Origin of the sequence: Salmonella sp. SAL04213 (assembly GCF_046550535.1) — a bacterium.
GTDB classification, from domain to species: domain Bacteria; phylum Pseudomonadota; class Gammaproteobacteria; order Enterobacterales; family Enterobacteriaceae; genus Salmonella; species Salmonella enterica.
This window is the reverse complement of the sequence record NZ_JBGDXS010000013.1, coordinates 76349-89906: the sequence shown is the minus strand read 5'-3', so window position 1 is coordinate 89906 and position 13558 is coordinate 76349. Positions and strand designations below refer to the sequence as shown.

Annotated in this window: 14 protein-coding genes, 1 tRNA gene and 1 pseudogene; 4 read left to right on the top strand and 12 right to left on the bottom strand. The window is 52.4% G+C overall.

From position 1 onward, the window contains the following. Positions 1 to 492: 492 nt before the first annotated feature. Positions 493 to 663 (bottom strand): annotated as a pseudogene (gene vapC, locus ACLJPQ_RS21055) (tRNA(fMet)-specific endonuclease VapC); the annotation flags it as partial. Positions 664 to 853: 190 nt separating this feature from the next. Here vapC and ACLJPQ_RS21050 point away from each other — a divergent pair. Continuing rightward, on the top strand, positions 854 to 1660 hold the full coding sequence (locus ACLJPQ_RS21050) for a DUF1460 domain-containing protein (protein WP_023888953.1): 807 nt from the start codon (positions 854 to 856) through the stop codon (positions 1658 to 1660). 131 nt (positions 1661 to 1791) lie between these two features. Here the strand turns inward: ACLJPQ_RS21050 and ACLJPQ_RS21045 are convergent. Continuing rightward, positions 1792 to 1865: transfer RNA gene (locus ACLJPQ_RS21045), tRNA-Gly, on the bottom strand. A 79-nt stretch (positions 1866 to 1944) separates the two neighbouring features. Further along, positions 1945 to 2703, bottom strand: a complete 759-nt coding sequence (gene actS / locus ACLJPQ_RS21040; protein ID WP_000244328.1) for an amidase activator ActS — start codon at positions 2701 to 2703, stop codon at positions 1945 to 1947. A 264-nt stretch (positions 2704 to 2967) separates the two neighbouring features. Between actS and idi the strand changes: the two genes are divergently transcribed. Then, positions 2968 to 3513: an isopentenyl-diphosphate Delta-isomerase gene (idi, locus tag ACLJPQ_RS21035; protein ID WP_079954192.1), complete on the top strand. Its 546-nt coding sequence runs from the start codon at positions 2968 to 2970 to the stop codon at positions 3511 to 3513. 75 nt (positions 3514 to 3588) lie between these two features. Here idi and lysS read toward each other — a convergent pair whose 3' ends face one another. The 5 genes from lysS to xerD all read right to left on the bottom strand — a co-directional run bounded on the left by lysS (position 3589) and on the right by xerD (position 9691). Further along, positions 3589 to 5106: a lysine--tRNA ligase gene (gene lysS / locus ACLJPQ_RS21030; RefSeq protein ID WP_000003339.1), complete on the bottom strand. Its 1518-nt coding sequence runs from the start codon at positions 5104 to 5106 to the stop codon at positions 3589 to 3591. A 9-nt stretch (positions 5107 to 5115) separates the two neighbouring features. Further along, a protein-coding gene (gene prfB, locus ACLJPQ_RS21025; RefSeq protein WP_010989230.1) for a peptide chain release factor 2 occupies positions 5116 to 6214 on the bottom strand; the annotation gives its coding sequence in 2 pieces (ribosomal slippage) (positions 5116 to 6138 and positions 6140 to 6214; 1098 coding nt in all). 104 nt (positions 6215 to 6318) lie between these two features. Continuing rightward, a complete protein-coding gene (gene recJ / locus ACLJPQ_RS21020) occupies positions 6319 to 8052 on the bottom strand; it encodes a single-stranded-DNA-specific exonuclease RecJ (protein WP_080184780.1) in 1734 nt (577 codons plus the stop codon). A gap of 5 nt (positions 8053 to 8057) precedes the next feature. Next, entirely contained in the window at positions 8058 to 8771 is a 714-nt protein-coding gene (gene dsbC, locus ACLJPQ_RS21015) for a bifunctional protein-disulfide isomerase/oxidoreductase DsbC (protein WP_000745614.1), read from the bottom strand. 23 nt (positions 8772 to 8794) lie between these two features. Next, positions 8795 to 9691, bottom strand: a complete 897-nt coding sequence (gene xerD, locus ACLJPQ_RS21010) for a site-specific tyrosine recombinase XerD (RefSeq protein WP_000434302.1) — start codon at positions 9689 to 9691, stop codon at positions 8795 to 8797. Between the two features lie 112 nt (positions 9692 to 9803). Here xerD and fldB point away from each other — a divergent pair, with 112 nt between their 5' ends. Beyond that, positions 9804 to 10325: a flavodoxin FldB gene (gene fldB / locus ACLJPQ_RS21005; protein ID WP_001055885.1), complete on the top strand. Its 522-nt coding sequence runs from the start codon at positions 9804 to 9806 to the stop codon at positions 10323 to 10325. 52 nt (positions 10326 to 10377) lie between these two features. Here fldB and ACLJPQ_RS21000 read toward each other — a convergent pair whose 3' ends face one another. Then, positions 10378 to 10791: a protein YgfX gene (locus ACLJPQ_RS21000; RefSeq protein ID WP_000244755.1), complete on the bottom strand. Its 414-nt coding sequence runs from the start codon at positions 10789 to 10791 to the stop codon at positions 10378 to 10380. After that, positions 10772 to 11038, bottom strand: a complete 267-nt coding sequence (gene sdhE / locus ACLJPQ_RS20995) for an FAD assembly factor SdhE (RefSeq protein ID WP_000351186.1) — start codon at positions 11036 to 11038, stop codon at positions 10772 to 10774. Before sdhE ends, ACLJPQ_RS21000 begins: the two co-directional genes overlap by 20 nt. Positions 11039 to 11287: 249 nt before the next feature. Here sdhE and ygfZ point away from each other — a divergent pair, with 249 nt between their 5' ends. Further along, complete coding sequence (gene ygfZ / locus ACLJPQ_RS20990) at positions 11288 to 12268, top strand: tRNA-modifying protein YgfZ (RefSeq protein WP_000874176.1); 981 nt, start codon at positions 11288 to 11290, stop codon at positions 12266 to 12268. A gap of 115 nt (positions 12269 to 12383) precedes the next feature. Here the strand turns inward: ygfZ and trhA are convergent, their stop codons facing one another. Both trhA and yqfB read right to left on the bottom strand, forming a co-directional pair. Further along, positions 12384 to 13043 carry a PAQR family membrane homeostasis protein TrhA gene (gene trhA, locus ACLJPQ_RS20985; RefSeq protein WP_000250289.1) on the bottom strand — a complete coding sequence of 220 codons (660 nt, stop codon included), beginning with the start codon at positions 13041 to 13043 and terminating at the stop codon, positions 12384 to 12386. 163 nt (positions 13044 to 13206) lie between these two features. Then, positions 13207 to 13518, bottom strand: a complete 312-nt coding sequence (gene yqfB, locus ACLJPQ_RS20980) for a N(4)-acetylcytidine aminohydrolase (protein WP_023216364.1) — start codon at positions 13516 to 13518, stop codon at positions 13207 to 13209. Positions 13519 to 13558 lie beyond the last annotated feature (40 nt).

Genomic DNA, 13558 nt, shown 5'->3' with positions numbered 1-13558 from the left:
GGGGTGAGCGACAAATCTGCCGGGAGCAGATTTGAACGTCGCGTGCGACGGCCCGTCAGGGCGAGGCCCATGGATGGACTGAGTAATCCGTAGCCAACACATAAGCCACTTGAAGTATGAAGGGTATATAACGGGAAAGAAGGCATATCGGCCTGGTAAATCAACGTCTGTGACTTAGTTGCAGGAAACGGCTATGGTGAGGGGGGGGCGGCAGTTATCGGGCAGTAACGGCATTGTTCAGTGAGTATCCAGGAAAAAAAAGAAGGGAGCGGTACTCCCTTCGTAAACATGTCAGAATACGACATTTTGGTACTCTTTTATTTATTATCTGGCCGTAAAAGTTATGCTGTTGGCAGATATCTCCAGTCAACATAAAAAAATACCACCAGCTAAAAATGTGATGCAAACCACCATTAAGCAGCTAACCAAATTGACTGTGCCACTACAATCCGGAAAAGAGTTTGAATCCGGGGATAACATCTGATGCAGAAATTAGCACCAGTCTTCGATTCGGATACCCGGAATGCGTTCAAACTCGCGGAGATTGTTTGTGACAACGACCAGTCCGCGGCTACGGGCATGGCCAGCAATCATCTGGTCATAAGGCCCGACAGGTGTTCCCTTGCGGGCCAGTTCGGCACGGATTTGACCGGTATGTATCGCCAGCCTGAAGGGGCATGTTGGCTTTGACGATCAGGCAAAAAACAACGGCGAATAAAGTCGTATGATGATCTTCACATTTATCATCATCAGCGTTCATATTACTCAACCTGTAATCAACCTCTGGCGTTTTTCTGTATCCATCACAACCATTTCCGGTAAAGGTAAAAAAGGGATTTGAACCTTTCCGGAGATGATAATGAAGGTAAATGCATGGACAATTTTGCTTATGTCGGCGCATCTGACGGCCTGTGCCGTCCCTGGCACAGAAAAATATCAGACCAGCATGGACAGCGTTACGGCAGAAAAAGTAAGCCGGATTATCCAGTCGGATGTCATTCCTTATAAAGGCGAAAACCATGGAGAAGTTATTAGCCGCGTATCGTCTGCTTTTCTCGGAACACCTTATCAGGCGGATACGCTCATCGGTGGGCCTGGAACCCCCGAAGTCCTTGTAGCGAATTTCAACGGCGTGGACTGCTTTACCCTGGCTGATTACGTTGAGGCCCTGGCCCGCAGCGATAATCAGAAATCGTTTCTGCATAATCTTGCCAGGACTCGCTACGCCGCGGGCAAAGTTGCTTATCTCAGCCGCAGGCACTTCTTCTCTGACTGGTTCGCCGCAGCACCGCGTAATGCACGGGATGTAACGCCGGATATCAGCCCTGATTATATCGTTGTTGACAAGCAGCTTAACCATAAACCTGATGGCGGCGAGTACATTCCTGGTCTGGGCATCCATCCTCGTAAAATAAATTACATTCCCGGAAGAGCCATCAACCAGCAGGTCATGAACCACCTAAAAAACGGGGATTATATCGGTGTCTACTCCCCGCTTGACGGGCTGGACGTTTCACATGTGGGTATAGTAGTTCGCCATGATGAACAGGTGTGGTTCAGGAACGCCTCCTCATTGGCCGCAAACAGAAAAGTGGTGGACACACCGTTTATGGAATACATGCATTCCAGACCGGGCATCGTTGTGCTGCGGGCTGAATGATAAAGTCATTACCGGAGTCGCCAGCTGATAATAGCCGTCCGACATAGGTATTGAAACCCTGTGTACTGTGGGGCCGACACGGAAAATTGCTGTAAATTCGTGGATTTAGTAAATACTAGAAGATATTTGTCTGGAGCGGGCGAAGGGAATCGAACCCTCGTATAGAGCTTGGGAAGCTCTCGTTCTACCATTGAACTACGCCCGCTTTGAGATGCGTAAGGCATTATAAACCTTACGCTCTGGTTGGCAAGAGACTTACTGGCTGACTGGCGATTAATTCACCGTCAGCACTTCGGTTTACTCCCCTGCGGCGGCAGATAACGCAGCGGATCGATGGCCGTCGCCCGGTAGCGAATCTGGAAGTGTAGTCTTACGGATGCGGCATCCGTGCTGCCCATCGTAGCGATTTTTTGCCCCGCTTTAACGCTTTGTCCATTATTAACCAGCATGGTGTCATTATGAGCGTAAGCCGTAATGTAATCTTCATTGTGCTTAATCATGATGAGATTGCCGTAACCGCGCAGCTGGTTCCCGACATAGACAACTTTACCCGCTCCCGCCGCATAAACAGGCGTTCCGCGCGCGCCCGCAATATCGATCCCCTTATTTCCGCCCTCCGCGGTGGAATAAGGTAAAATCACTTTACCGTTAGCAGGCCATACCCAACAACGCTGCCCCACCGGCGGCCAGGAGGATTTTGGCACCGAAGATGACGGTCTGACCGCAGCAGTTTTTGTTGCTGTTTTATTGCTGGTTTTGCGTGTTGAACTGCTACTCTTTGCGCTGCCGCGCACTTTAATTCGCTGCCCCACCTCAATAGTATAAGGCGGAGAAATGCCATTCAGTCGGGCCAGTTCTTTCACGCTGGTTCCCGTGGCGCGCGATATACGATACAACGTATCGCCGCGCTTAACGGTATAGACGGAGCCGGAATACGTTCCTGAGCCGGAATTACTGGAACACCCCGCCAGCAGCAGCCCTGTGCATAACAGCACCGCAATACCCAGGCTATTTTTGTTCAGGCGTCCTGCGCTCAAAACCATTCCTCACTCTATTGACAGACGCCTTATGATAGCAGCCAAATGCCGTATGCCCAATCCATTGACGCCGGAAAGGGTCCGCGCGGATGATGATGCCGCGAATATCCGATATGCCAGCATAATATCGACTCACGGCGCAATGGCGCTCGTCTGCGTTCTGTCAGGGCCTGTTTTGGTAATGCCTTTCTTTCTGTTATGCGCTACGCTGATCGTCTGAGTATATGGCCTGGCCATGCTGCCGGATCATTTTAATTTTCAGGAGCTTTCATGACTGAGGAACATGTCGTTTTATTGGATGAGCAGGATAAGCCTTCCGGCACACTGGAAAAGTATGCGGCTCATACGCTTAATACGCCTTTGCATCTGGCTTTCTCCTGCTGGCTATTTAACGAAAATGGCCAGTTGCTGGTAACACGACGGTCGCTGAGCAAGAAAGCCTGGCCAGGCGTGTGGACGAATTCGGTTTGCGGTCATCCGCAACAAGGCGAAACCACCGAAGAGGCGATCATCCGCCGTTGTCGGTTCGAACTCGGCGTGGAAATTACCGATCTCACCTCCGTCTATCCGCACTTCAGCTATCGGGCGACAGATCCAAACGGTATTGTGGAAAATGAAGTCTGTCCGGTATTTGCCGCGCGGACAACCAGTATGTTACAGGTTAACAGCGAAGAGGTGATGGACTATCAGTGGAGCGAATTTAAAAGCGTATGGAAAAGCCTTCTCGCTACGCCGTGGGCATTTAGCCCGTGGATGGTCATGCAAGCGTCAGACGAACAAGCGCGTGAACGACTGCTCAATTACTGCCAGCGTTAAAAATTGCCTGATGGCGCTACGTCTGAACGAAGAGATGCCGGATGGCGGCTAATGCCCCATCCGGCAATTTACATCTTATTTCACCGGACGCATCGCCGGGAACAGAATAACGTCGCGAATCGTGTGGCTGTTAGTAAACAGCATCACCATACGGTCGATACCAATTCCCAGACCCGCTGTCGGCGGTAAACCGTGTTCCAGCGCCGTCACGTAGTCTTCGTCGTAGAACATGGCTTCGTCATCGCCCGCCGCTTTTGCATTAACCTGATCCAGGAAACGCTGCGCCTGGTCTTCCGCATCGTTCAACTCGCTAAAGCCATTACCGATTTCACGACCGCCGATAAAGAACTCGAAGCGGTCAGTGATTTCCGGGTTCACATCATTACGACGCGCCAGCGGAGACACTTCAGCCGGATATTCGGTGATGAAGGTCGGCTGAATCAGATGCGCTTCAGCGACTTCGTCAAAGATCTCGGTGACGATACGGCCCAGACCCCAGCTCTTCTCGACGTGAATGCCAATGCTTTCAGCAATCGCCTTCGCGGAATCGAAGTTGTCCAGATCAGCCATATCCGTTTCCGGACGATATTTCTTGATCGCTTCACGCATGGTCAGTTTTTCGAACGGCTTACCGAAGTCAAACACTTCATCACCGTACGGAACCTGGGTGGTGCCCAGAACATCCTGCGCCAGCGTACGGAACAGAGACTCCGTCAGTTCGATCAGGTCTTTGTAGTCCGCATACGCCATATAGAGTTCCATCATGGTGAACTCAGGATTATGGCGCACGGAGATGCCTTCGTTACGGAAGTTACGGTTAATTTCGAATACGCGTTCGAAGCCGCCAACCACCAGACGCTTGAGGTACAGTTCCGGCGCGATACGCAGGTACATGTCCAGATCCAGCGCGTTGTGATGGGTGATAAACGGACGGGCAGACGCGCCGCCTGGGATCACCTGCATCATCGGCGTTTCGACTTCCATAAAGCCGCGAGCAACCATAAACTGGCGAATACCGGCCAGGATCTTCGAACGGGTTTTGAAGGTGTTACGGGATTCATCGTTAGAGATGAGATCCAGATAACGCTGGCGATAGCGCGCTTCCTGGTCCTGCAGGCCGTGGAATTTATCCGGCAACGGACGCAGCGCTTTCGTCAGCAGGCGCAGTTCGGTGCAGTGGATAGACAGCTCGCCGGTTTTGGTTTTGAACAGCTTACCTTTCGCGCCGAGGATATCGCCAAGATCCCACTTCTTGAACTGCTCGTTGTAAACGCCTTCCGGCAGATCATCGCGCGCCACATACAGCTGAATGCGGCCGCCTACGTCTTGCAGGGTAACAAAAGAGGCTTTACCCATAATACGGCGAGTCATCATACGGCCCGCGACGGACACTTCAATATTCAGCGCTTCCAGTTCTTCAGCTTCTTTCGCGTCAAACTCTGCGTGCAGTTGGTCTGAGGTACGGTCACGACGGAAATCGTTCGGGAACGGGATACCCTGCTCACGCAGTGCAGCCAGCTTCTCGCGACGTGCCTTCATTTCATTGTTAAGATCGACTACCTCGTCAGCGCCCTGTGCGTTTTGTTCAGACATGTTGATTCCTCATAGCCCTGCTTTCAAACTTGCTTCGATAAATTGATCCAGACTACCGTCCAGTACCGCCTGTGTATTGCGGGTTTCCACCCCAGTACGCAGGTCTTTAATGCGGGAATCGTCCAGGACATAGGAACGAATCTGGCTTCCCCAGCCGATATCAGACTTAGTGTCTTCCATCGCCTGTTTTTCAGCGTTCTTTTTCTGCATCTCCAGTTCATAAAGCTTCGCTTTCATCTGCTTCATGGCCTGGTCTTTGTTTTTGTGCTGCGAACGGTCGTTCTGACACTGCGTCACAATCCCGGTGGGAATATGGGTGATACGCACGGCGGATTCCGTACGGTTAACGTGCTGACCGCCTGCGCCAGACGCGCGATAGACGTCGATACGCAGATCCGCCGGGTTAATGTCGATATCGATATCGTCGTCCACTTCCGGGTACACAAACGCGGAGCTAAACGAGGTATGACGGCGACCGCCGGAGTCGAACGGACTTTTACGCACCAGACGATGTACGCCGGTTTCAGTGCGCAGCCAGCCATAGGCATATTCGCCGGAGATTTTGATAGTTGCGGACTTAATGCCGGCGACTTCCCCTTCCGACTCTTCAATGACTTCCGTCTTGAAGCCGCGCGCTTCCGCCCAACGCAGATACATACGCAGCAACATGCTGGCCCAGTCCTGCGCTTCAGTACCACCGGAACCGGCCTGAATATCGAGATAGCAATCGGCGCTATCGTACTCGCCGGAGAACATCCGACGGAATTCCAACTGCGCCAGCTTCTCTTCCAGCGTATTCAGTTCCGCGACGGCTTCGTTAAACGTCTCTTCGTCGTCAGCTTCTACCGCCAGTTCCAGCAGCCCGGAAACGTCGTCCAGCCCCTGAGTCATTTGATCAAGCGTATCGACGATCGCTTCGAGCGATGAACGCTCTTTTCCCAGCGCCTGCGCGCGCTCAGGTTCGTTCCAGACATCCGGCTGTTCCAGCTCGGCGTTTACTTCTTCCAGACGCTCTTTCTTAGCATCGTAGTCAAAGATACCCCCTAAGAACGTTGGTGCGTTCCGTGAGGTCCTGAATGCGGTTATTCACCGGGTTAATTTCAAACATGGTCTGATTTCTTTTATTTGACTTGTCAAAATGCGGTTATAAGGGCGAAATATTAGCGGATTTCGCCCCTTAATTACAGCGAAAGTGTTGTTAAATCGCCCCTATCATAGCGGCCAAATATCATCGATAATAATCTGTAAACTACGGTTGCCGCGAAACTCGTTAATGTCCAGTTTATAAGCCAGTTCTACCTCCCGCACGCCGTTATCCGGCCAACAGGTCGTATCAATATTAAATGCGATGCCATCCAACAGCGGGCCGCCGCCGACAGGCTCCACCATCACCTTGAGGTGACGCTCGCCCACCAGACGCTGCTGTAGCAGACGGAAACGACCATCGAATAACGGTTCCGGGAACATTTGCCCCCACGGTCCGGCATCCCGCAACAGTTGCGCCACTTCCATAGACATCTCCGCCGCGCTTAATGGACCATCGGAGATCACCTCGCCTTGCAACAGGGCAGGATCGAGCCATTCCGTCACCAGCTCGCCAAAACGTTGCTGAAACTGCTCGAATTTATGCTCTTCCAGCGACAATCCCGCCGCCATCGCATGACCGCCGAACTTGATCATCAGATCAGGGTAAAGGGTATCCAGCCTTTCCAGCGCATCGCGCATATGCAACCCCTGAATCGAACGGCCTGAGCCTTTTAGCGTGCCGTCGCCCGCAGGCGCAAAGGCGATCACCGGGCGGTGAAAACGCTCTTTAATGCGCGACGCCAGAATTCCGACCACGCCCTGATGCCATTCAGGATGATACATCGCCAGACCGCCCGGAAGCGTTTCACTACTGCGCTCAAGCTTTTCGCACAGGATAAGCGCTTCCGCCTGCATCCCCTGCTCTATTTCTTTGCGCGTCTGGTTAAGCGCATCCAGCTCGCTGGCCAGAACACGCGCTTCGCCGAGGTTATCGCACAACAGTAACGCCACGCCAACGGACATATCATCCAGCCTGCCGGCGGCATTCAGGCGAGGCCCCAACGCGAAGCCTAAATCACTGGCGGCAAGCTGCTGCGGATCGCGATTCGATATCTCCAGCAACGCTTTAATTCCCGGACGGCATTTCCCGGCACGAATACGACTTAGCCCTTGCCAGGTCAGAATACGGTTGTTAGCGTCCAGCGGCACAACGTCTGCTACCGTACCCAACGCCACTAAATCCAGCAGCTCCGCCAGATTCGGCGGCGCGATGTTGCGCTCGTCGAACCATCCTTTGTCGCGCAAAAATGTTCGCAACGCCAGCATCAGGTAAAACGCCACGCCGACGCCCGCCAGCGACTTAGACGGGAATTCGCAGTCGCGCAGATTGGGATTAATAATCGCTTCGGCCTCCGGCAACGTGTCGCCTGGCAGGTGGTGATCGGTCACGATCACCGGAATCCCCAACGTCTTTGCATGCGCTACGCCGGCGTGGGATGAGATGCCGTTGTCTACGGTGACGATAAGCTGCGCGCCGCGCGCCTTCGCCTGATCGACCACTTCCGGGCTTAAACCGTAGCCGTCCTCAAAGCGATTAGGCACCAGATAACTGATGTTGTCACACCCCAACGCACGCATTCCCAATACGCTTAGCGCAGTACTGGTCGCGCCGTCGGCGTCAAAATCGCCAACAACAATAATGCGGGTATCTTCGCGAAAGGCGTTGTAGAGGATCTCCACCGCGTTATCTATGCCGCTAAGCTGTTGCCAGGGCAGCATTCCTTTCACGCTGCGCTCCAGTTCGCGGGCGCTACGAACGCCCCGGCTGGCATATAAACGTCGTAGTAATGGAGGAAGATCGGCGGGGAGTTCCGCCGTCTCATCAGCCTCGCGCCGACGAAGTTGTCTCTGTTGTTTCACGCGTATTATTTACCACTGGTCTGTTTTTGATGCTCATCAAGAAACGCTTTCATCTCTTTCGGTCCCTGATAGCCAGGCACCACATAGCCGTTACTCAATACAATGGCTGGCGTACCGCTAACACCCAACTGCACGCCCAACGCATAATGATCAGCAATGTTCACGTCACAGCTTGCCGGTTTCACGCCCTTACCTGCCATGGCGTCATCAAACGCTTTGTTTTTGTCTTTGGCGCACCAGATAGATTTCATATCCTGCTCCGCCTGGCTTTCCAGCCCCTGGCGCGGGAAGGCCAGATAACGTACCGTGATCCCCAGCGCGTTATAATCTTTCATCTCTTCATGTAGCTTATGACAATAGCCGCAGGTGATATCGGTAAAAACAGTAATGACATGTTTCTCATCCGGCGCTTTATAGACGATCATCTCTTTTTCCAGCGCATTTAGCTGGCTCATCAGCAGTTTGTTCGTCACGTTTACCGGATGCGCGCCGCTCACGTCATACATCGGCCCTTGAATAATATGTTTGCCGTCATCAGTGACGTACAGTACGCCGCTGTGAGTGAGGACGGTTTTCATCCCTGCCACTGGCGAGGCCTGAATTTCCGTACTCTGAACGCCCAGCTTAGCCAGCGACTGACGGATAGCCGCATCATCCGCATGGGCCACGCCTGAAAACGCCGCCGCCAGTAAAGTGAACATCATAAAACGCTTTTTCATAAACTATCCTTTCCTGTCAGCACTCATGCCCGCGGATGGTGCTGTTGATGAAGTTGACGCAAACGCTCCGTTGCGACATGCGTATAAATTTGTGTCGTCGAAAGATCGCTATGCCCAAGTAGCATTTGTACAACGCGCAAGTCGGCGCCGTGATTCAGCAAATGCGTGGCGAAAGCGTGACGTAAAACATGCGGCGATAGTTTTTCGCTATCGATTCCAGCCAGTACCGCATAATGTTTAATACGGTGCCAGAAGGTCTGCCGCGTCATCTGCTGCGCACGCTGGCTGGGGAATAATACGTCAATCGATACGCCATTGAGTAACCAGGGACGCCCATGCTCCAGATACGTTTCCAGCCAATATACCGCCTCTTCGCCTAACGGCACCAACCGCTCTTTATTGCCTTTACCGATAACCCGCACCACGCCCTGCCGCAGACTGATATCGCTCATTGTCAGCCCCACCAGTTCCGACACGCGCAAACCGGTGGCATACAGCACTTCCAACATAGCTTTATCGCGCAACTCCAAAGGTTGATCAATAAGCGGCGCCTGCAAGAGCCGTTCAACCTGCGCCTCGCTAAGGTCTTTCGGTAAACGCTGCGGAAGCTTAGGCGAGGCCAACTGCGCGCTCGGATCATCCTCACGATACTTTTCACGGTACAGATGCTGGAAAAAGCGCCGCATAGCACTTAACAGGCGTGCGGAGCTGGTCGCTTTGTATCCGCCCTCCACCCGTTCAGCCAGCAGCGTTTGTAAATCATCAGCCTGCGCCGTCGCAAGCGTTTTTCCGCGATGATGCAACCACGCAACGACCATCGATAAATCGCGACGATACGCGCTTAATGTATTTTCCGCCAGATTTCGTTCCAGCCACAGGGCATCCAGAAACTGCTCAATACGCGCTAAATCCTGTTCCATTCGCGCTCCCCACTTCACGCTGACTTTGGGTGCATTATGCCTCATTGTGCCGTGAATGCAGCGATTCTGTTACACTACCCGCAACGCTATAGCAGAATCGAGATGTAACGTAATGAACATGGGTCTTTTTTACGGTTCCAGCACGTGCTACACCGAGATGGCCGCAGAGAAAATTCGCGATATTCTCGGCCCGGAGCTGGTGACATTACATAACCTTAAGGATGACGCCCCCGCCTTAATGGAGCAGTACGACGTGCTCATTTTAGGCATCCCCACCTGGGATTTTGGCGAAATTCAGGAGGACTGGGAAGCCGTCTGGGAGCAACTGGACGATCTCAATCTGGAAGGCAAAATCGTTGCGCTTTACGGTATGGGCGACCAGCTCGGCTACGGTGAGTGGTTCCTGGATGCGCTGGGTATGTTGCATGACAAACTTGCCCTCAAAGGCGTTAAATTTGTCGGCTACTGGCCCACAGAAGGCTACGAATTTACCAGCAATAAACCGGTCATTGCGGATGGGCAACTGTTTGTCGGCCTGGCGCTGGATGAAACGAACCAGTACGATCTCAGCGATGAGCGTATACAGACCTGGTGTGAACAAATTCTCGGCGAAATGGCCGAACACTACGCCTGAAGCCTTACTCGCTGTATTTCCCTCTCGACGGAACCGCGTTTACGCCGTTCCGTCAGTGTTGGCCTGATATCGGCTGCTGTAACAGTATCCGACGCAACTCACGCCATTCCGCTTCTTCCATGCTATCCGCCGCCAGCCATAAATGCTGATGACGTCCAGACTCTGCGCGTAAACGCAACACCATCCCGCTCTTCAGTAACCAGGGCGGATGCAAGAGCGTCCAGTCCTGCCCCTGCCAGCGTAAGCGCCCGTCCATGAGTAGCTTGATCTCTCCCTGGCAGGTATTAATCCTGCGCTGGCTACGTACACAGTCAAACACGACCAGCGACAGTAGTATCATCCATAACGGGGTATAACTCAGCGGCCAGGGCATCAATAAAATCACCGCGGCAACCAGCCCATGAATGAGCAATGAGATCCACTGAGCGCGCCATGAGACGCGTAAATCAGATTGCCACAGGACCACGTTCCCGATTCCGTGTCTGAATGAGTCGGACCATCTGTTCCAGTTCAGCGTCAGCCGGTTTACCGTGATTCATTAACCAGTTAAATAAATCCGGGTCATCACTCTGCAACAAACGGACAAAAATACGCTTTTCTTCATCACTTAAACTATCGTACTCATGTTCAAAAAACGGCATGATGGAAATATCAAGTTCGCGCATACCGCGACGACATGCCCAGTGAATACGTGCTTTATTGTGAATATCCATGTTCTTCCTGCCTCGCGAAAATGAAGTACCGGGCTATTGTAACGTGTTTTTGGCGTTGTTTTACGGGAATCTCAGTAATCTGGAACGCGATCGCGAAATAAAAGGCTGGGAATCAATATGTTCATCCATTTTGGATACCGCCTCGCAAAACGATCAATCCGCTCTCAATGGGCTATTTAAAGCACTTGCAATGACCGATGGCTCTTTTACCATTAACCATTATTGTTGCAGCTAACCAGGACATTATTTATGGCTTTTATCTCCTTTCCACCGCGTCATCCTTCATCGTCAGCCCGCCTGCCGCTGACGCTGATCGCGCTTGACGACTGGGCGCTGTCGACCATTACCGGCGTAGACAGTGAAAAGTATATTCAGGGCCAGGTCACCGCTGACGTAAGCCAGATGACTGAACAGCAACACCTTCTCGCCGCCCACTGCGATGCTAAAGGTAAGATGTGGAGCACTCTGCGCCTGTTCCGTGAGCGCGACGGTTTCGCCTGGATTGAACGCCGTAGCGTGCGTGAAGCACAATTAACGGAGCTGAAAAAGTACGCCGTATTTTCCAAAGTGGTCATCGCGCCGGATGACGAACGCGTATTGCTTGGCGTGGCAGGTTTTCAGGCCCGCGCGGCGCTGGCTAATGTCTTTAGCGAACTGCCCAATAGTGAAAATCAGGTGGTCAGAGACGGCGCCTCCACGCTGCTATGGTTTGAACATCCTGCGGAACGATTCCTGCTTGTCACCGATGTCGCGACGGCCAACATGTTAACGGAGAAGTTGCATGGCGAAGCCGAACTGAATAACAGTCAACAGTGGCTGGCATTGGATATTGAAGCAGGCATTCCGGTGATTGACGCGGCGAACAGCGGTCAGTTTATCCCCCAGGCGACTAACCTACAGGCGCTGGGCGGCATCAGCTTCAAGAAAGGCTGCTACACCGGACAGGAGATGGTCGCACGGGCAAAATTCCGCGGCGCCAATAAACGCGCGCTTTGGTTGCTGGCGGGCAAAGCCAGCCGGGTACCGGAAGCAGGAGAAGATCTGGAGCTACAGATGGGCGAGAACTGGCGTCGTACCGGCGCTATTCTGGCGGCGACGCAGTTGGACGATGGTCAGTTACTGGTTCAGGCCGTCATGAATAACGATTTAGAAGCCGAAAGCGTCTTCCGCGTTCGCGACGATGCCAACACCCTGCATATCGTCCCGCTGCCTTACTCGCTGGAAGAATGATATCACGTTAAAAGCCGGATAGCCTGATAGCGCAACGCCATCAGGCTCGCACGTGCTGCTCTCGTAGGCCGGATAAGGTACGACAGCGCCGCCATCCGGCACGGGCATCCGGGAATTACGCCTGTCCCACATACAAATAGATGGCCAGGAAGTGGCACACGCTGCCGCCCAGCACAAAGCCATGCCAGATGGCGTGGTTATAAGGTATGCGTTTGCAAACATAGAAAATTACGCCCAGCGAGTAAACGACGCCACCTACCGCCAGCAGCGTCACGCCGCCTATCGCCAGCTTAATCGCCAACTGATAAACCACTATCAGCGACAGCCAGCCCATTGCCAGATACGTAACCAGTGAAAGCACTTTAAATCGGTGCGCAATCGTCAACTTGAAGAGGATACCGAATAGCGCCAGGCTCCAGATCACAATCATTAGTCCGCGCGCCAGCGGCGAATCCAGACCTACCAGCAGAAATGGCGTATAGGTTCCGGCAATGAGCAGATAGATAGCGCAGTGATCAAATTTCTTTAACCAGATTTTTGCCCGCTGATGAGGAATGGCATGATAAAGCGTTGAGGCAAGAAAAAGCAGGATCATGCTCCCGCCATATAAACTGTAGCTGGCGATAGCCGTCATACCCGCATTCGCCTCTACCGCCTGAACCAACAACAGCACCAGGCCGACAATACCAAATACCAATCCAATGCCGTGGCTAATACTGTTGGCGATTTCCTCAGCCAGCGAATATCCCTGCGTCATTAATGGTTTTTGCACCATAACTTACTCCGGAGAAACGTTCATAACGATGAACTGCGCCTCTAGCGTAACTGAGAATGGTTCCAGTGAACACATGTTAGCTAAAATAAATTCGCAAAATTAAATTTTGTTTATTATTCAATAAGTTAACTACAAAAACTCAACTAACACGCGTTCATGTTTATCAAAGGCATTTAAAATCAATCACATAAAATTGCGTCTGGTTGGGATAGATTTCAGCAATGACCCGTTTCAGCTCATCAAGCGACATATTTTCCTGTTGCGCATGTTTTTCGTTCAGCGTATCCAGCGTCACAGTTGACGTTCCTGTCACTTCGATTGTGCAAAAATAGCCATTATCTTCGAACCGTCCCACGCGTAGCACATCGCCTGCTTTAAAGTGGGACTCGGAGGCATCACGAATAGTGATGGTTTTACGCCCTGCCAGAATGTCATTCTGGAAACGTTGAAAGAAAGTAATGTCGTTTGGCTGCATGTGGTTATCCCCTGAATATGGCCCCTTGAAGTGGATGTTA

What these genes read in the sequence shown, in the direction of transcription:
- ACLJPQ_RS21050 (WP_023888953.1), top strand. Translation starts at nt 854, where the DNA reads ATGATAATGAAGGTAAATGCATGGACAATTTTGCTTATGTCGGCGCAT.
- actS (WP_000244328.1), bottom strand. Translation starts at nt 2,703, where the DNA reads ATGGTTTTGAGCGCAGGACGCCTGAACAAAAATAGCCTGGGTATTGCG.
- idi (WP_079954192.1), top strand. Translation starts at nt 2,968, where the DNA reads ATGACTGAGGAACATGTCGTTTTATTGGATGAGCAGGATAAGCCTTCC.
- lysS (WP_000003339.1), bottom strand. Translation starts at nt 5,106, where the DNA reads ATGTCTGAACAAAACGCACAGGGCGCTGACGAGGTAGTCGATCTTAAC.
- dsbC (WP_000745614.1), bottom strand. Translation starts at nt 8,771, where the DNA reads ATGAAAAAGCGTTTTATGATGTTCACTTTACTGGCGGCGGCGTTTTCA.
- xerD (WP_000434302.1), bottom strand. Translation starts at nt 9,691, where the DNA reads ATGGAACAGGATTTAGCGCGTATTGAGCAGTTTCTGGATGCCCTGTGG.
- fldB (WP_001055885.1), top strand. Translation starts at nt 9,804, where the DNA reads ATGAACATGGGTCTTTTTTACGGTTCCAGCACGTGCTACACCGAGATG.
- sdhE (WP_000351186.1), bottom strand. Translation starts at nt 11,038, where the DNA reads ATGGATATTCACAATAAAGCACGTATTCACTGGGCATGTCGTCGCGGT.
- ygfZ (WP_000874176.1), top strand. Translation starts at nt 11,288, where the DNA reads ATGGCTTTTATCTCCTTTCCACCGCGTCATCCTTCATCGTCAGCCCGC.
- trhA (WP_000250289.1), bottom strand. Translation starts at nt 13,043, where the DNA reads ATGGTGCAAAAACCATTAATGACGCAGGGATATTCGCTGGCTGAGGAA.
- yqfB (WP_023216364.1), bottom strand. Translation starts at nt 13,518, where the DNA reads ATGCAGCCAAACGACATTACTTTCTTTCAACGTTTCCAGAATGACATT.